We start from the raw sequence: 16,278 nt of genomic DNA, 5'->3' as shown, positions 1-16,278 counted from the left end.
CGAATCGGGTCATCCCTCGTCAACGGGTCTGTCAGGGCAGGCGGGAGAACCACGCCATCGAGCCACCCGCCGCCGCCAGGGCCAGCAGCAGGCCGAAGCCGATGAACCTCGCGGAGATGTCCTGCTTCTCGGTGCGGTAGCCCACGGAGGTGCCGATGTTCTCGTAGACGTCCCGCAGCTCGGCGCTGGTGCCCGCCTCGTGGTAGCCGCCCCGGGTCTGTTCGGCGACCGCCCGCAGGGTCTGACCGTCCACCGGTACCCGGATCGGTCGACCGCCCCGGGCCACGTACCCGGAGGCGGTGCCGAACGAGATCGTGTGCACCGGCACGCCCACCTGCACCGCCTCGTCCGCCGCCGCCAGCGGATCCCGGCCGGAGGTGTTCGCCCCGTCGGAGAGCAGCACGATCCGGGCCGGCGGCGGGTCCTTCTGCGCCTGTACGTCGAAGGTCCGGATCGCCTCCAGCGAGGTGCCGATCGCCTCGCCGATCGCGGTCCCCTGCACCCCCGTGCTGCCCTCGGCAAGCCGCTTGATCCCGGAGTGCAGCACCGGCCGGTCGGTGCCCGGTGGGACCAGTACCGCGGCACTGCCGGCGAACGCGACCAGTCCGACGTTGAACTCGTCGGGCAGCGTGTCGACGAACTTGCGGGCCGCGGTCTTCGCCGCCGCCAACCGGTCCGGTTCCACGTCCGTGGCGAGCATCGAGGTGGAGACGTCCACCGCCACCATCACCGTGGCCCGTTCCCGGGGCACCCGGACCTCCGACTCGGGCCGGGCGAAGCCGACCACCAGCAGCGCCAGCATGCCCAGGAAGAGCCCGGCGGGCAGGTGCCGCCGCCAGGCCGGCCGCTCCGGCGCGACCCGGTCGAGCAGCCGCAGGTTCGTGAACCGTACGGCGTAGCGGCTGCGGCGCCGCTGCAGGAACAGGTAACCGATGCCGAGCGCCACCACGCCCAGCAGCAGCAACAGCCGCTCCGGAGACTGCCACGTCATGCCGTGCCTCCCCGTCTCGCCCCGGCGGGCACCCGCGCCGCCCCGGCCATGCGTCGCTGCATCCGTACGTGTCGCACGATGTCGGCGGTCCAGTCCCGGTCCGTACGCAGCGGCAGGTGCGCGGCACCACTGCGCCGCACCGCCTGCCGGACCAGCTCGCGCTGCCCGGCGGCGGCCGCGGCGAACCGCTCCCGCAGCCGACGGTCCCCTGTGGACACCTCGCGGCGGTGCCCGGTCTCCGGGTCGACCAGGGTGATCAGGCCGACGTCCGGCAGTTCCAGCTCCCGGGGGTCGACCACCTCGACGGCCAGCACCTGGTGCCGGACGGCCAGCCGACGCAACGGCTGCTCCCAGGCCGGCACGCCGGCATCCCCGTCGGGTAGCCCGTCGAGGAAGTCAGAGACGACCACCACCAGGCCCCGGTTGGGCGCGGCACGGTGCAGCGAGGTGACCGCCTCGGCGAGCGTCGGCGCGGCCCCGCCGACCGCGCCCCGGGGTGTCGCGAGCAGCGTACGCAGCAGCCCCAGCAGGTGGGTGCGCCCGCTACGGGCCGGGAACCGCCGGGTGCCGCCGGCGTCCACCAGGTACGCCCCCAGCCGGTTGCCGACCCCGGCGGTGAGGAAGCCGACGGCCGCCACCGCCGCCACGGCCAGTTCCCGCTTCTCCAGTTCGGCGGTGCCGAAGTCCATGCTCGGGGACGAATCGACCAGCAGCCACGTGGTCAGTTCCCGGTCGGCGTCCACCTCCCGCACGTGCGGCACCGTGGTACGCGCGGTGACCGCCCAGTCCATCCGGCGTACCTCGTCCTCGCCGGGCCGGTACTCCCGGCTGCCGGTGAACTCGCTGCCGGTTCCGGGGAGCAGGCCGAGGTACTGGCCGTGGAGCAGGCCGTCGAGTCGGCGGGTCACGACCAGCTCCAGCCGGCGCAACCGGTCTTCCGGCGCGAGCTGGCGCAGGGAGATGTCGCCCGGTCCCGGGCGTTCCTCGGGCCGGCTCACGCGACCGCCAGGCCGGCGCGGCGCTGCTGTTCGTCGCGGGAGGGCGCGATCCTCGGCGGCGGTACGGCGGCGACCAGCCGCGCCACGACGGACTCGGCCGGCACCCCGTCGGCGATGGCGTCGAACGAGAGCACCAGCCGGTGGGCGATCACGTCCGGCGCCAGCTCCCGGACGTCGTCGGGGAGCACGTAGTCCCGGCCGCGCAAAAGGGCCTGGGCCCGGGCCGCGGCGACCAGGCCGAGAGTGGCCCGCGGGCTCGCCCCGTACGCCAGCAGTGGAGCCACCTCCGGCAGCCCGAACCGGCCGGGATCCCGGGTGGCCAGGATCAGCCGCACGACGTACTCGGCGAGGGCGTGGTGCACGAAGACCCGGGAAGCCCGCTCCTGCAACGCGCGCAGCCGCTGCGGGTCGAGGATCTGCCGGACGCGGGGCCGTTCCGCGCTCATCCGGTAGAGGATGGCCAGTTCGTCGGCGTCGCTCGGGTAGTCCACCAGCACCTTCATCAGGAACCGGTCGCGCTGTGCCTCGGGGAGCTGGTACACGCCCTCGGACTCGATCGGGTTCTGGGTGGCCAGCACCATGAACGGCGCCGGGACCGGATAGCTGCGGCCGGCGATGGAGACCTGCCGCTCGGCCATCGCCTCCAGCAGCGCCGACTGCACCTTGGCCGGGGCACGGTTGATCTCGTCGGCCAGCACCAGGTTGGCCATCACCGGGCCCAGCTCCACATCGAAGTTCTCCTGCGAGGCCCGGTAGATCCGGGTGCCCACGATGTCGGAGGGCACCAGGTCCGGGGTGAACTGGATCCGGCTGAACTCGCCGCCGACGGTGGTGGCCAGGGTCTGCGCCGCCAGGGTCTTGGCGACCCCGGGAACTCCCTCCAGCAGGCAGTGGCCGTCGGCCAGCAACGCGGTGAAAAGCCGCTCGACCAGCCGGTCCTGCCCGACGATGACGCGTTTCACCTCGAAGAGCGCCTGCTCCAGCTCGGGGCGGGCCGACGAGGTGTCGGCCGGCCTGGGGCGGCTGGCCACGGTGTCCGAACTGTCCGTCACGTTGCGAACTTCCCGTGGTGGCCCCGAGCAAACCTCAGCTCCGCGCCGCACCCCACGGTCGCGGTGCCTGGCCCGCAAATCCCGCATCAGGGGACACGACGGGTATCCGAAATCCCAGTCGCCCCAATAAAATCGGCGCACCACAACCACCGGCCCGACGCGGTCGGACCGATCCGGGGGAGACAGACGGTGGCGCTGCGACGGTGGTTGGCGATTCTGGTGACGGCGGCGACGCTGGGCTACGCGACGCCGGCCGTCGCGGCCCCGGATCCGCTGCCCCCGCCGAGCTACGCGGCGTTCCGGCTCGTCAAGGCGATCCCCGGCGAACCCAGCACGCCGCAGGTCACCCTGCCCGCGGGTTACGAGTTCGTGCCGGGCGCCCAGCACCACGTGGCCAGTCGGGCGGAGTACTACTCCTTCGTGCAGGGCCCCCGCGGCGAGGGCGTGGCCGTCACGGTCCGCTGGCCGGGGGTGTGGATCGGCTCGGTCGTCGCCCACGACACCCGACTGGCGCTGCACCGGCACGCCGGCGACCCGTACCGGGTCAGCTTCGTGCTGCCGGTGCTGCGGGCGACGGTGAACGCCAACCAGCCGACGCTACAGGTGTGGAGCATGCTCAACGGCTCCACCGCGAGCGGGCTGCACTGGCGGATCGAACACAACGATCCGGACCGGGCGGCGGGGCCGTGGTTGACCGTGCCGTGGCCGGCCGTCCAGGCGGCGTCGGTGATCAACTATCTGGTCGCCTCCGAGGCGGTGCTGCGGGACTCGGGGCTGGTCGCGGAGGCGCGCCGCAAGGGCCACTTCTTCTCGCTGATGGGCTTCGAGACCAACAACACCCTGCACACGGACAACCCGCCGCACTGGCACCTGGCCTACTACCCCGGTGCCGACTACAGCGCGCCCGGGGCGCACGTGCCGCACTTCTGGGTCGACGCCCGGGGCGCCACCTACTACAACGGGATGGACATCCAGGGGCAGGGCCGCAGCCGCTTCTACCCCGGCGACCCGGCCCAGATCCACGATCCCGAGGGCAATCTCGTCGTCACCCTCACCATCCGCTCCGACGGCGGCCTGGACATCGACCCGCCGGCCGGTCCGCGCTACTCGATCGTCGCGCCCGACGGGGACTTCTCGCACGGCGTGCACGTCTCCCGGGCCGGCGTCCCGTGGCGCTCGGTCAGGAGCCAGGACCACGTCCGGATCGGGGTGCTGGTCACCCAGGTCCGCGACCTCGGTTCCACGGCACCCGACCGCACCACCGTCTACCGGTACGACGCGCTGACCGGGGTGCTCACCGACACCTGGCCCCCGGCGCGGTAACCCCGGGGGACGCGGTCGGTCCCCGCGTCCGGGTGGACACGGGGACCGACGACGAGGTGACGCCGCTCAGGGGAGCAGCACCCCGAGGTGGAAGCTCCGGTTGGCCGGCTGGCCGGACTGGTTCCAGGTCTGCACGAAGACCCCGTTGGCCAGGTTGGTCCGGCCGACCACCGAGATGAACCCGGTGGGCGAGACGCCGACGTTGCCGGTCAGACCGATCGTGCCGAGGTACGCGCCGGTGTTCACGGGCGCGTTGAAGACCACCTGGTACTGGCCGAGGCCCAGCAGGGCCACCGAGACGGCCCCCTCGCCCCGGACCAGCCCGCCGTTGGCGCTGACGACGGCGAAGAGCGCGGTGGCCTGGAGGACTCCGGCGTCGTCCGGTGCGGCCAGCGCCGCCTTGGCCTGCTCGATGTCGGCCTTGCTCACCGGTGGCTGCTCGACCAGCCGACCGTCCACCCGCACCGCGCCGGGGTCGACCCCCGGGCTCGGCGCGGCGATGGCAATGCCACCGCCGACGAGGCTCAGCGCGAGCGCTCCGACGGCGAGCAGCATTGTCTTGCGCCCAAAGATTTTGGCCATGACAACATCTCTTCTTTCTGCCTGACGGTGATGGTCTTACTAGGCCCCGCTGATCGCGACGTCCGTCCGGAAATGAAATCACCAACGCAATTCAAGAACGCGCCCGGCGGCGAGTCGCTCGTAAATCGGGGCTGAGTGGATTAGGTGTTGCAGCATGATCTGCCACCTGCGAGAGCGGGTCGATCGGCGCCGATCACATCCGCTCTCACCTACAAATACTACTTAGAGTGGCCACTCCGGAACCATGAGGGAACATAGCATTCGACAAAGCGCCAGGTCAATAGCGTCCTGGGCGGTCAGGCGTGGCCGCAGCCGCGTGTCGCGTCAGCGCCGAATGCCCGGCCGCTTCCGCGGATATGAATGTGCACGCCTTTCGGATCTCGCATTTTTCGGAATACCTGCCGACGCCGGGACACCTCCCGCCGGCCGGCAGTCGCGGAAATGCCGAAGCCCCGTCCACCGCGAGGCGCGGCAACGGGGCTTCGGCCCGACGCGAGGAGCGGCCCGGTCAGACCTCGGCCGGAGCGTGCGCCACGCCGTAGGTGAGGGCGTCGACGAGGGCGTGCCAGCTCGCCTCCACCACGTTGGGGTGCACCCCGACCGTGGTCCAGTCCCGGCCGGCGGAGTCCGTCGTCTCCACCAGCACCCGGGTGACGGCGCCGGTGCCGTGACTGCCCTCCAGGATCCGTACCTTGTAGTCGGCCAGCTCGAAGCCGCGCAGCTCCGGGTAGTGCCGCAGCAGCGCCACCCGCAGCGCCTCGTCCAGGGCGTTGACCGGGCCGTTCCCCTCGGCGGTGGCGATCACCCGCTCACCCCGTACCCGGATCTTGACGGTCGCCTCCGAGACCACCGCGCCGTCCTCGCGGTGCTCGACCTGCACCCGGTAGGACTCCAGGGAAAACGGCCGGGGCGCGCTCATGCCCGGCAGTTCGGCGCGGACCAGCAGCTCGAACGAGGCGTCCGCCGCCTCGAACGACCAGCCGCCGGCCTCCAGTTCCTTGACCCGCTTGGTGACCCGGGCGGCGGCGTCGGGATGGTCGGCCAGGTCCAGCCCGAGCTCGCGGCTCTTCAGCTCGATGCTGGCCCGGCCGGCCATCTCCGTCACCAGGATCCGCATGTCGTTGCCGACCACCGCCGGGTCGACGTGGTTGTAGAGCAGCGGGTCCACCTTGATCGCGCTCGCGTGCAGCCCCGCCTTGTGGGCGAAGGCGGCGGCCCCGACGTAGGCCTGGTGGGTGTCGGGGGCAATGTTGGCGATCTCCGCGATGGCGTGCGAGACGCGCACCATCTGTTCCAGGCACCGGTCCGGTAGGACGGGAAGCCCGAGCTTGAGTTGCAGGTTGCCGACGACGGCGAAGAGGTCCGCGTTGCCCGGCCGCTCGCCGTAGCCGTTCGCGGTGCCCTGGAAGTGCCGCACCCCGGCCTCGACCGCCGCGATGGTGTTCGCGACCGCGCAGCCGGTGTCGTTCTGGGTGTGGATGCCGAGCCGGGTCGGCGGGACGCCGAGCCGTCCGGTCAGGTCGCTGATCGCGGCGGTCACGTGGGACGGCAGCATCCCGCCGTTGGTGTCGCACATGACCACGATCTCCGCACCGGCCTCCAGCGCTGCCTGGACCACGGCCGAGGTGTACGCCGGGTCGTGCCGGAAGCCGTCGAAGAAGTGCTCGCAGTCCAGGAACACCCGCCGCCCCTCGGCGACGAGGTGCGCGACGCTGTCCCGGACCATCGCCAGGTTCTCCGCGCCGGTGGTGCGCAGCGCCCGTTCGACGTGCCGGATGTCGGACTTGGCGACCAGGCAGACCGCCGGCGTCTCGGCGTCGAGCAGGGCGCGCACCTGCGGGTCGGCGGCGACGGCGAGGCCGGCCTTGCGGGTGGCGCCGAAGGCGACCAGGATCGCGTGCCGGAGGTCGAGCTCGGTACGGGCCCGGCGGAAGAACTCGGTGTCCTTCGGCATCGCCCCCGGCCAGCCACCCTCGATGAAGCCGACGCCGAACTCGTCGAGCAGCCGGGCCACCGCCAGCTTGTCGACGACCGAGTAACTGATCCCCTCGCGCTGCGCCCCGTCGCGCAGCGTCGTGTCGTAGACCTGGTACGTCATCTGATTCCCCTTCGGAAGCGACACGGCCCGTGCTCCGCTGTCTCCCCTGGCCGGGCGAACACCGCCGGGCCCGACAAACAAAATGACCCCCCGCGGATGCGGGAGGTCTGCGCGCTCGGCCTGAGGGATGCCGGCGCGCTAGTTGCCAATAATGAGTACGGAGTGGGTCACAGACCGTACTGTGCCACCCCGGACCGCCTTGTGGGAGGAAAAATCCACATCTCGGGATCGGGTACCGCTCGGGGCAGCCGCAGGTGAGCGGCCCGTGACATGGCGTGAGGTCGATGGGGTGCCCCGGTGTAGGAGTCGACGGGGCCGGGTATGGCTCTGTGGGACAGCGGAGAACGCTCAGACGACAGCTGAGGCGGACATCTATGACCGTCACAACGAGCCGAGCGGAGAAGTGATGGCCGTGGACAGACTGGACCCCCAGAACACCCCGAGCCAGGAGCCGACGTCGGCGCTCGACGCCCGCGACGGAGCCTTCGAGCGGGGCGCCCTTTCGGGTGCCTTCGATCCCTGGCGTTACCGGGACGACGTCGCGGTGACCGGCGGCGACCTCGTCGGCTACAAGGTGGAGGCGAGCGACGGCGGCATCGGCAAGATCGACCGCGCCAGTTCCGACGTCGACGCCAGCTACCTGGTGGTCGACACGGGCCCGTGGATCTTCGGCAAGAAGGTCATGCTGCCGGCCGGCGTGGTGAACGACATCGACCACGACGAGCGCAAGGTGTACGTCGACCGGAACAAGGACCAGATCAAGGCCGCCCCGGAGTACGAGGACACCGTGCACGACGATCCGGCGTACCGGGAGCGGCTCGGTGGCTACTACGGCGGGACGTACGGCGCCACGGGGTGGGCGTCCCCGCCCGGCCGGGTGATGTAGCGCCGGGGCGAGTGGTACGGCCGGCGGGACACCTTCCCGCCGGCCGTCGCGGTGCACGCCGCTCACCGTGGGACATCGGACGGCTACTCTTGTCGGGTGGACGTGACCCCCCTGACCCGCCCGACCACCTTCACCACCCTCTTCAACTTCCGAGATGTCGGCGGCCACCCCGGCCTCGACGGCCGTACGGTCCGCCGGGGGCGCCTCTACCGCTCCGACTCCCTGCACCGGATCGACGGGGCCGACCTGGAGGCCTTCACCGCCCTCGGCATCCGCACCGTCGTCGACCTGCGCCGGCCCCACGAGGTGACCCGCGACGGCCGGGTCCCCGCTTACGAGGGCCTGATCTACCAGCACATCCACCCGGACCATGCGGAGTGGACCGAGGCCCGGGAGACCGAGGGCGGCCCGGCCCGCTACCTGGCCGACCGCTACCGCGACCTGGCCGAGACCGGAGCCGCCGGCCTGGCCGCCGCGATCGAGGTGATCGCCGACCCGGACGCCGCGCCGGTGGTGGTGCACTGCGTGGCCGGCAAGGACCGCACCGGGGTGGTCTGCGCGCTGACCCTCGCACTGCTCGGTGTGGCGGACGAGAGGATCGCCGAGGACTACGCGTTGAGCAGCGAGGGCTCGGCGCGGTTCAGCGCGTGGCTCCGGAGCACCCTGCCGGCGTCCGAGCCGCTGCCCCCGCCGTTCCTCACCTCCCCGGCGGAGGCGATGGCGCTGTTCCTCGCCGAACTGCGGGAGCGGCACGGCTCGGTGGAGCGCTACCTGACCGGGGCGGGCCTGCCGCCGGAGCGCGTCGACGCGCTCCGCGCCCACCTGCTGGGCTGAGCTGCCGCCCCGGCACCGCGACCCGTCCTCGGGCCGCGGCACCGGGGGCGGGTGTGCTCAGCCGATGCGGTGGATCCAGCCGTGGGCGTCGGCGACCCGGCCCCGCTGGATGTCGACCAGGTTCTGCCGCAGGCCCATCGTCACCTCGCCCGGGGCGCCGTCCGCGATCGTGAACTCCCCGTCCGGGGAGCGCACCTGCCCGATCGGGGTGATCACGGCGGCCGTACCGCAGGCGAAGACCTCGCGCAACCGACCGCTGGCCGCGTCGGTACGCCACTCGTCGAAGCTGACCGGACGCTCCAGCACGGTACGGCCGGCCTGCCGGGCCAGGGTCATCACCGACTCCCGGGTGATGCCGGGCAGGATCGTGCCGCCCAGCGGCGGGGTGACCAGCGACCCGTCGTCGTAGACGTAGAAGATGTTCATGCCGCCCAGCTCGTCGACGTAGCGGCGCTGCACGGCGTCCAGGAAGACCACCTGGTCGCAGCCGTGCTCGATCGCCTCCGCCTGGGCCGCCAGCGAGGCGGCGTAGTTCCCCCCGCACTTGGCCGCGCCGGTCCCGCCCGGGGCGGCCCGGGTGTAGGTCGGGGAGACCCAGACGTTCACCGGCTGGACGCCGCCGGAGAAGTACGACTCGACCGGCGAGGCGATCACCAGGTAGAGGTACTCGTTGGCGGGGCGCACGCCGAGGAAGACCTCGCTGGCGTACATGAAGGGGCGCAGGTAGAGGCTCCCCTCCGCGGTGGTGGGCAGCCAGGCCCGGTCGATCTCGATCAGGTGCCGCAGCGAGTCCAGGAAGGCCTGCTCGGGCAGGGCCGGCATGGCCATCCGCCGGGCCGACTCGGCGAACCGGGCGGCGTTGGCGTCCGGCCGGAACATCGTCACCGCGCCGTCGGTGGCGTGGTACGCCTTCAGCCCCTCGAAGATCTCCTGCGCGTAGTGCAGCACCGCGCTGGCCGGGTCCATCGGGATCGGCGCCCGCGCCTCCACCCGGGCGTCGTACCAGCCCTTCCCCTCGGCGTACCGGATCGTGACCATGTGGTCGGTGAAGACCCGGCCGAATCCGGGGTTGGCCAGCAGCGCCGCGCGGTCGGCGGCGGGTACCGGCTGGGGATTCGGACGAATCTCGAAGTCGAGCTTGTCACCACCGCTCATCGCGCTGGACCTCCGTGGGAGAAACCGGCACCCGGAGACGGGCGGCCGGGAGTGGAATCGTGCCTGAAAACTTACCCCGAACGGTCGTTCAACCTCGACCCTCCGGGTCACCGACAAAGCGCGCCACCCGCACGTTCGCGCAGATCCGACCCGGATCACGGCGAGCGGGCGTGCCGGGAACCGGCGCGGGACCACGGTCGGACCGGAGCTCGTCCGGACGGACCGGTCCGGCGGTGCCGCCGGAGCCGGTGGCGCGGCAGCGGTTCCCCACGCAGCCCCGGGCAGGGTGACCGGGACCGCTGCCGACCTGACCGGCCGGCGTCCATGCCGGGCGGGTGCGGCCGCGCCGGGCCGCGCCCGGGGCGTCACGGGCGTGGGCGGTCCGGCTCAGGCCGCCGCGTGGGCGGCGAGCCGGTCTCCGACGTCGGCGGTGCGCCGCGGCGTGCCCGAGGTGCGGGACGCCAGCTCCGCGGCGACCGCCTCGGTTACTCGGCGGGCGGCCTCGGGGTGCCCCAGATGGTCGAGCAGCAGTGCGGTGGAGAGCACCGCGGCGGCCGGATCCGCCAGACCCTGGCCGGCGATGTCCGGCGCGGACCCGTGCACCGGTTCGAACATCGAGGGATGGGTCCGCTCGGGGTTGATGCTGCCGCTGGCCGCGAGCCCGATCCCGCCGGTGACGGCGGCGGCGATGTCGGTGAGGATGTCGCCGAACAGGTTGTCGGTGACCACCACGTCGTACCGCTGGGGCTGGGTGACCAGGAACATCGCCGCGGCGTCGACGTGCTGGTACTCCGTCTCGATGTCCGGATGCTCGGCGGCGACCGCGGCGAAGGCCCGGGACCAGAGCGAGCCCGCGTGGGTCAGCACGTTGGTCTTGTGCACGAGGGTGACCTTGCGGCGTTCCCGGCGGCCGGCCCGGGCGAAGGCGTCCCGGATCACCCGCTCGACCCCGTGTCGGGTGTTCAGGCTCTCCTCGGTGGCCACCTCGGCGGGGGTGTCCCGGTGCAGCGCACCGCCGGCCCCGGCGTACAGGCCCTCGGTGCCCTCGCGGACCACGACCAGGTCGATCTCGCCCGGCTTCACGCTGGCCAGCGGGCCCGTGGTGCCCGGCCACAGCCGGGACGGCCGGAGGTTGACGTACTGGTCGAACTCGAAGCGCAGCTTCAGCAGCAGTCCGCGCTCCAGCACCCCCGGCGGGACGGTGGGATCGCCGACGGCGCCGAGCAGGATCGCGTCGTGGCCGGCCAGCTCGGCGAGGACGGAGTCGGGGAGCACCTCGCCGGTGCGGTGGTACCGCGCCGCGCCGAGGTCGTACTCGGTGGCCTCGATGCCGGGCAGTACGGCGTCGAGCACCTTGCGGGCCTGCGCGACCACCTCAGGTCCGATGCCGTCACCGGCCACCACCGCGATCCGCGCCACCGCCACGTCCAGCTCCCTTGCCTCGACCTGTCCTAGGGAACGTTAAGGGAGTGTCCCGCTGCCCGGTACGGCGCTCCCACATGTTGGAAAACCAACCGCACAGGAGCTTCTCAGGGAGCATTCATGGGGCAGCCATCTTCGCTGCTTATGGTGAGCCACGGTGGCCAGACCACCCCGCCGGCACGGTGGGGGCGAGGGGGCGGGGCGACGATGCGGATCCAGGGGGCGGGCATGTGGATCCAGGGGGGTTACCGGGGACGGGGCGGCCGGGGGCTGCGTCCGCCGCGCGGTGCCGGTCGGGGCCGGCCCGACCTGCGGCTCGGCGCCGGCTGGCGCAACGAGCGGCCGGGCACCGCCGCGCCGGACCGGGTGGTGGTGGGACACACCGTGCAGACCTCGATCGGCGACTACACGTTGCTGCTCAATGGGGCCGACCGGATCGGCTGGCGGGATGCCGGTAACGCGCTGCGGGACGCGGTCGCGGAACTGCGGGCGATCGACCTGACCTACAGCCCGGCCAGACCGGCCAGCCTGGTCTCCCGGCTGCGTCGCGCCGAGATCTCCGCCGACGCGTACCCGCCGCTGGCCGACATCGTGGCGCGCTGCGCGGCCATGCGGGCGGCCACGGACGGCTGGTTCGACGCCTGGGCGGTACCCGGCGGCTTCGACCCGGGCGGCCTGCTCGGCGGGTGGGCGGTCGAGCGGGCCGCGGCCCGGCTGCGCGCCGCCGGCATCGAGGACTACGCCGTGGTCAGCGGCGCGGACCTGGCGGTACGCGGGCACGCGCCGCACGGCGGGCCGTGGCGGATCGCGGTGCACCACCCGACGGACGGGCACCGCCCACCGATGCTGCTGGAGATGACGTCCGGAGCCATCGGCACCTCGGGCGTCGCCGGCCGGCGGGACCATGTGGTGGACCCGCACACCGGCGACCCCGCGGACCGGCTGTTGGCGGCCACGGTGACCGGCCCCGACCTCGCCGTCGCGGACGGGTACGCCACCGCGCTCTTCGCCGCCGGCCGGGTCGGCCTCGACTGGTTCCCCACCCGGGACGGGTACCGGGCGCTCTTCGCCGCGGCACGCTGACCAGGGATCGCCCTCGCCGGGCCGGAAAGCTCCACGATGGCCGGACGACGCGATCGACCCCCGCGGTCTCGGCAACGATCGCGGGGGTCGATCAGCGACGAGTGCGCGTGGCTCGCGCACACGGGGGTGCAGGTTACCCGGCCGGCGCGACGCCTCATCACCCGAAGACGAGCCCACGCCGAGGAACTCACCGGGTATCCGCGTCAATACGCTAGCGAGCCGACGTGAGTCCCCGCAAGAGCCGTCCGCCCGCGTGTCGTCCGGGGCATACGGCAAAAGGTGAACGACTGATGGCACCCTGTACCCCCGTGAGTTTCGATCTGGTCGTGTGGGCCCTGGGACAGGGCGCCACCTCAACGGACGTACGGGCCGCCCACGAGCGGTGCCGCCAGGGTGACCACGCCGCGGGTGAGCCGGTGCGACGGATCTCGTCGTTCTACCGGGCGGTCACCACCGAGTATCCGGACCGGCCCGGGCCGAACAGTCCGTGGGAGGTGGCTCCGTTGCACGTCGCCCGGGACCACGTCGAGATGCGACTCGACGAGGGTTGCGCCGACGAGGTCCTGCTGGCCATCGAACGGCTCGCCGCCGAACACGGGCTGCTGCTGCTGGATCCCCAGGACGGCTCCGTCTACCCGCCGCCCGCCCCGGTCACCGGTTGACCGGGGCGGGGCGGGGTGACCGACGGTCGACCCCGCCCGCCGTCCGGACGGGACCTCGGCCTCAGATCTCGTCGCGCAGGTCGGCCGTGCTCGCCGCCACCGCGCCGATCGAGCCCGCCGCCGAACCGAGCAGGTCCGCACTGATCGCCGAGTCCACGGTGAGGGTCATCAGCGCCTCGCCACCGGCCTCCCGGCGTGCCACCTGCATCGCCGCGATGTTGACGCCCGCCTCGCCGAGGATCGAGCCGACGGTGCCGACCATGCCCGGCCGGTCCGCGTAGCGGAAGAAGAGCAGGATGCCGTCCGCGCCGAGTTCCAGGTCGAAGCCGTCCACCTCGGTCAGCTTGATGACGTCGCGCGCTCCACTGTGTACGACGCTGCCGGAGACGCGTACCGTCCGGCCGTCCGGCAGCGCCCCGTGCACGGTCACCAGGTTGGGGTGGTCGATGGTCTCCGCGTGGGTGGTCAACTCCACCGTCACGCCCCGGTCGGCGGCGAGCAGCGGCGCGTTGACGTAGCTCACCTGCTCCTCGACCACGGAGGTGAACAGACCCTTGGTCGCGGCGAGCTTGAGCACCGAGACGTCGTTGGCCACGATCTCACCGCGTACCTCGACGGTGACGCTGGCGGCCACCCCGCCGGCCACGGCGGTGAAGACCTTGCCCAGCTTCTCGGCGAGCGGCAGCAGCGGCCGGACGTCCTCGGCGACCACCCCGCCGGCCTGCACGTTGACCGCGTCCGGCACGAACTCGCCCTGCAGCGCCAGCTTGACGCTGCGGGCCACCGCGAGGCCGGCCTTGTCCTGCGCCTCGGCGGTGGAGGCACCCAGGTGCGGGGTGGCCACCACGTTGTCGAAGGCGAACAGCGGCGAGGCGGTGCAGGGCTCCTTGGCGTACACGTCCACGCCCGCGCCGGCGACCCGTCCCTCGGCGATCGCGTCGGCGAGGGCCTGCTCGTCCACCAGGCCGCCGCGCGCGGCGTTGACGATCCGTACGCCCGGCTTGACGAGCGCCAGCTCCTTCTCGCCGATCAGCCCGACCGTCTCCGGCGTCTTGGGCAGGTGGATCGAGATGAAGTCGCTCTCCCGCAGCAGCTCCTCCAGCCCGACGAGCCGCACCCCGAGCTGGGCCGCGCGGGCCGGCTGGACGTACGGGTCGTAGGCGATCAGCCGGGTGCCGAAGGCGGCGATGCGCTGGGCGAAGAGGACGCCGATCCGGCCGAGCCCGACCACCCCGACGGTCTTGCCCTGGATCTCCACCCCGGTGTACTTCGACCGCTTCCACTCCCCCGCCTTCAGCGCGGCGCTGGCGCTGGCGGTGTTGCGCGCCACCGCGAGCAGCAGGGCGAGCGCCTGCTCGGCCGCGGAGACGATGTTGGACGTCGGCGCGTTGACCACCATCACGCCACGGGCGGTGGCCGCGGAGACCTCGACGTTGTCCAGCCCGATACCGGCCCGCGCGACCACCTTGAGCCGCGGGGCGGCGGCGATGGCCTCGGCGTCGACCTGGGTGGCGCTGCGCACGATGATCGCGTCGGCCTCGGCGAGCGCGGCGAGCAGGGCGGGCCGGTCGGTGCCGTCGACGTGGCGTACGTCGAAGTCGTGCGCGAGTACGTCGATGGCGGCGGGAGCGAGCTCTTCAGCGATGAGTACGACGGGAGTCATTGATCCTCGTATGTGTCGTCGGGGCGAGGTCTGCGGCGAGTGGACGCCGCTCTGCGTCCCGCGCTCCACCACTCGGTCGTCCCCATGGTCGACTTTCCATGGGTGCGGACGCACCTACCCGCGATGGTAGGCGCCCCGCTCCGTACGGTGGGCCCGCGGCGCGCGTGAGCGCCCTCACAAACCCGACCTAATGCCCCTCACCGGCGCGGACCCGACCGGTGAGTACGCTCACGGCCGGCCACGCCCACCCGACGTCGGCGCCCTCACGGCCCGGTCGAGTTCAGCACCTCCGGGGTCACCTGGCGGGGCAGCAGCTGGCCGACCTGCGCCGGGGTGCCGAGCTGGCGGAACGTGCCCGCCTCGGCCTCCAGTACGTCCCGGAGCAGGTCCAGGGCCAGCGACCCGACGGGCGGGTAGATGCGCTCGCGGGGCGGCTCCTCGCCCGGGGCGAGCGCCTTCTGCGCCACCATGAACTCGAGGATCGCCTCCCGGACCGCCGGCAGCGACACCGGCGAGTGGTAGAGCACGTTCAGCGCCTGCATCCGCATGCCCTGCACGTGGTCCTCGCCCTTGTTGTCGTGGAAGTGCGGGTTACGGGTCTCGATCTGCAGCACCGGCACCGAACTGGCCATCACCTCGGGGTGGATGGTCTCCAGCACCCCGCCGAACTGCTCGAACAGCTCGACGAACTCGAACGGCTCCACGGCGAACCCGCCGGCGAGCCGCATCCGCAGTCCCAGGTCGAGGCTGAGCGCGTGCTCGCCGGCGTTGCCGGTGGCGATCACCTCGGTGCCGAAGCCGGAGTACTCCGCCACCAGCCGGTTCAGGAACTCGTTGGTGATCTCCGAACTGCGGCCCCGCCGGCTGAAGAAGAGCCGGCCGTCGCGCAGCTTCGGCTTGGAGTGCCAGGAGATCCGGACCATCGCGTACGGGTTGGCCGCGAGGTGCAGGCCGGCGGCGTAGACCTTGACGTACTCGTGCACGGCCCCCGGCACGTAGTTGTCGGCGTCGATGTAGCCGAGGTACTTCCGCCCGGTCAGCGCGGCCACCGCCATGCCGATCAGCATCGCCTCGCCCTTGCCGGTCCGGACCAGCCCGTCGTCGCCGGTCAGCTCGGGCATGCCGGCCGCCTTGAACGCGGCGGCGAGGCCCGGGTCGCGCTGGTGCACCACGATGGCCGGCCGCTCGGCCGCCCGGCAGTGCTGTTCCAGCGTCTGCACCTCGATCTCGTAGCGGTCGACCGGATGTCGGGCGCTGTTCGAGACGAGCACGATCAGACAGTCGTGCGGAATCCCCGAGAGCACGCCTTCGATTACTCTGCGTGTCTCGTTCATGCAGGGAATGACGATGACCATCTCGCGCTCGATGGCCCGCATCGCCTCCGCCGAGACGATGCCCTCGCCGGTCGCCCCGGTGGCATCTCCCGAGTCCAGCTGTATGACACGCTGAAGTTCGTGGATGCGAACGGCGCCGAAACGCTCGGTGCGGTGCGATTGCTCCAGTCGCATGCGGCGACAGTACCCGAGCCA

Annotated in this window: 14 protein-coding genes; 5 read left to right on the top strand and 9 right to left on the bottom strand. The window is 72.3% G+C overall.

Features of this window, described 5'->3' with window-relative positions; all coding sequences use genetic code 11:
• Window positions 1–31: 31 nt before the first annotated feature.
• Genes ACQEUR_RS11555 through ACQEUR_RS11545 form a run of 3 tightly spaced genes read right to left on the bottom strand, consistent with a single transcriptional unit; the run spans window position 32 to window position 3,041 of the window.
• The gene (locus ACQEUR_RS11555; protein ID WP_433029295.1) at window positions 32–991 is read right to left on the bottom strand and encodes a VWA domain-containing protein; all 960 of its coding nucleotides are present in this window, start codon (window positions 989–991) and stop codon (window positions 32–34) included.
• Window positions 988–1,989: a DUF58 domain-containing protein gene (locus tag ACQEUR_RS11550; RefSeq protein WP_433029293.1), complete on the bottom strand. Its 1,002-nt coding sequence runs from the start codon at window positions 1,987–1,989 to the stop codon at window positions 988–990. Before ACQEUR_RS11550 ends, ACQEUR_RS11555 begins: the two co-directional genes overlap by 4 nt.
• On the bottom strand, window positions 1,986–3,041 hold the full coding sequence (locus tag ACQEUR_RS11545) for an AAA family ATPase (RefSeq protein ID WP_433029291.1): 1,056 nt from the start codon (window positions 3,039–3,041) through the stop codon (window positions 1,986–1,988). Before ACQEUR_RS11545 ends, ACQEUR_RS11550 begins: the two co-directional genes overlap by 4 nt.
• 189 nt (window positions 3,042–3,230) lie before the next feature.
• Between ACQEUR_RS11545 and ACQEUR_RS11540 the strand changes: the two genes are divergently transcribed.
• Entirely contained in the window at window positions 3,231–4,364 is a 1,134-nt protein-coding gene (locus tag ACQEUR_RS11540) for a hypothetical protein (RefSeq protein ID WP_433029289.1), read from the top strand.
• 66 nt (window positions 4,365–4,430) lie between these two features.
• On the opposite strand, the gene ACQEUR_RS11535 is transcribed toward ACQEUR_RS11540, so the two are convergent.
• Both ACQEUR_RS11535 and cimA read right to left on the bottom strand, forming a co-directional pair.
• A complete protein-coding gene (locus ACQEUR_RS11535) occupies window positions 4,431–4,946 on the bottom strand; it encodes a hypothetical protein (RefSeq protein ID WP_433029287.1) in 516 nt (171 codons plus the stop codon).
• A gap of 508 nt (window positions 4,947–5,454) precedes the next feature.
• A complete protein-coding gene (gene cimA, locus ACQEUR_RS11530) occupies window positions 5,455–7,044 on the bottom strand; it encodes a citramalate synthase (RefSeq protein WP_433029285.1) in 1,590 nt (529 codons plus the stop codon).
• A gap of 412 nt (window positions 7,045–7,456) precedes the next feature.
• Here cimA and ACQEUR_RS11525 point away from each other — a divergent pair, with 412 nt between their 5' ends.
• Together ACQEUR_RS11525 and ACQEUR_RS11520 are read left to right on the top strand one after the other, a co-directional pair.
• On the top strand, window positions 7,457–7,930 hold the full coding sequence (locus ACQEUR_RS11525; RefSeq protein WP_433029529.1) for a PRC-barrel domain-containing protein: 474 nt from the start codon (window positions 7,457–7,459) through the stop codon (window positions 7,928–7,930).
• 96 nt (window positions 7,931–8,026) lie between these two features.
• Window positions 8,027–8,764 (top strand): tyrosine-protein phosphatase, encoded by a 738-nt coding sequence (locus tag ACQEUR_RS11520; RefSeq protein ID WP_433029283.1) that lies wholly within the window; start codon window positions 8,027–8,029, stop codon window positions 8,762–8,764.
• Window positions 8,765–8,821: 57 nt separating this feature from the next.
• Here ACQEUR_RS11520 and ACQEUR_RS11515 read toward each other — a convergent pair whose 3' ends face one another.
• Together ACQEUR_RS11515 and ACQEUR_RS11510 are read right to left on the bottom strand one after the other, a co-directional pair.
• Window positions 8,822–9,919, bottom strand: a complete 1,098-nt coding sequence (locus tag ACQEUR_RS11515) for a branched-chain amino acid aminotransferase (protein ID WP_433029281.1) — start codon at window positions 9,917–9,919, stop codon at window positions 8,822–8,824.
• 387 nt (window positions 9,920–10,306) lie between these two features.
• A complete protein-coding gene (locus tag ACQEUR_RS11510) occupies window positions 10,307–11,338 on the bottom strand; it encodes a 3-isopropylmalate dehydrogenase (RefSeq protein ID WP_433029527.1) in 1,032 nt (343 codons plus the stop codon).
• 231 nt (window positions 11,339–11,569) lie between these two features.
• On the opposite strand from ACQEUR_RS11510, the gene ACQEUR_RS11505 reads away from it, so the two are divergent.
• Together ACQEUR_RS11505 and ACQEUR_RS11500 are read left to right on the top strand one after the other, a co-directional pair.
• Window positions 11,570–12,424 (top strand): FAD:protein FMN transferase, encoded by an 855-nt coding sequence (locus ACQEUR_RS11505; protein WP_433029525.1) that lies wholly within the window; start codon window positions 11,570–11,572, stop codon window positions 12,422–12,424.
• A gap of 308 nt (window positions 12,425–12,732) precedes the next feature.
• The gene (locus tag ACQEUR_RS11500; protein ID WP_433029279.1) at window positions 12,733–13,086 is read left to right on the top strand and encodes a hypothetical protein; all 354 of its coding nucleotides are present in this window, start codon (window positions 12,733–12,735) and stop codon (window positions 13,084–13,086) included.
• Window positions 13,087–13,147: 61 nt separating this feature from the next.
• Here the strand turns inward: ACQEUR_RS11500 and serA are convergent, their stop codons facing one another.
• Both serA and mpgS read right to left on the bottom strand, forming a co-directional pair.
• Window positions 13,148–14,749, bottom strand: a complete 1,602-nt coding sequence (serA, locus tag ACQEUR_RS11495) for a phosphoglycerate dehydrogenase (RefSeq protein ID WP_433029277.1) — start codon at window positions 14,747–14,749, stop codon at window positions 13,148–13,150.
• Window positions 14,750–15,012: 263 nt separating this feature from the next.
• Window positions 15,013–16,257 (bottom strand): mannosyl-3-phosphoglycerate synthase, encoded by a 1,245-nt coding sequence (gene mpgS, locus ACQEUR_RS11490; RefSeq protein ID WP_433029275.1) that lies wholly within the window; start codon window positions 16,255–16,257, stop codon window positions 15,013–15,015.
• Between the last annotated feature and the right edge of the window lie 21 nt (window positions 16,258–16,278).

The sequence above is a fragment of the Plantactinospora sp. CA-290183 genome (assembly GCF_050936375.1).
Taxonomy (GTDB): Bacteria; Actinomycetota; Actinomycetes; order Mycobacteriales; family Micromonosporaceae; genus Plantactinospora.
Note: the sequence above shows the minus strand (reverse complement) of the source record. Positions and strands in the feature narration are given on the sequence as shown.

Excerpts from the sequence above, each read along its gene's own strand:
- ACQEUR_RS11505 (WP_433029525.1), top strand. The coding sequence starts at position 11,570 with ATGTGGATCCAGGGGGGTTACCGGGGACGGGGCGGCCGGGGGCTGCGT.
- ACQEUR_RS11535 (WP_433029287.1), bottom strand. The coding sequence starts at position 4,946 with ATGGCCAAAATCTTTGGGCGCAAGACAATGCTGCTCGCCGTCGGAGCG.
- serA (WP_433029277.1), bottom strand. The coding sequence starts at position 14,749 with ATGACTCCCGTCGTACTCATCGCTGAAGAGCTCGCTCCCGCCGCCATC.
- ACQEUR_RS11515 (WP_433029281.1), bottom strand. The coding sequence starts at position 9,919 with ATGAGCGGTGGTGACAAGCTCGACTTCGAGATTCGTCCGAATCCCCAG.
- mpgS (WP_433029275.1), bottom strand. The coding sequence starts at position 16,257 with ATGCGACTGGAGCAATCGCACCGCACCGAGCGTTTCGGCGCCGTTCGC.
- cimA (WP_433029285.1), bottom strand. The coding sequence starts at position 7,044 with ATGACGTACCAGGTCTACGACACGACGCTGCGCGACGGGGCGCAGCGC.
- ACQEUR_RS11555 (WP_433029295.1), bottom strand. The coding sequence starts at position 991 with ATGACGTGGCAGTCTCCGGAGCGGCTGTTGCTGCTGCTGGGCGTGGTG.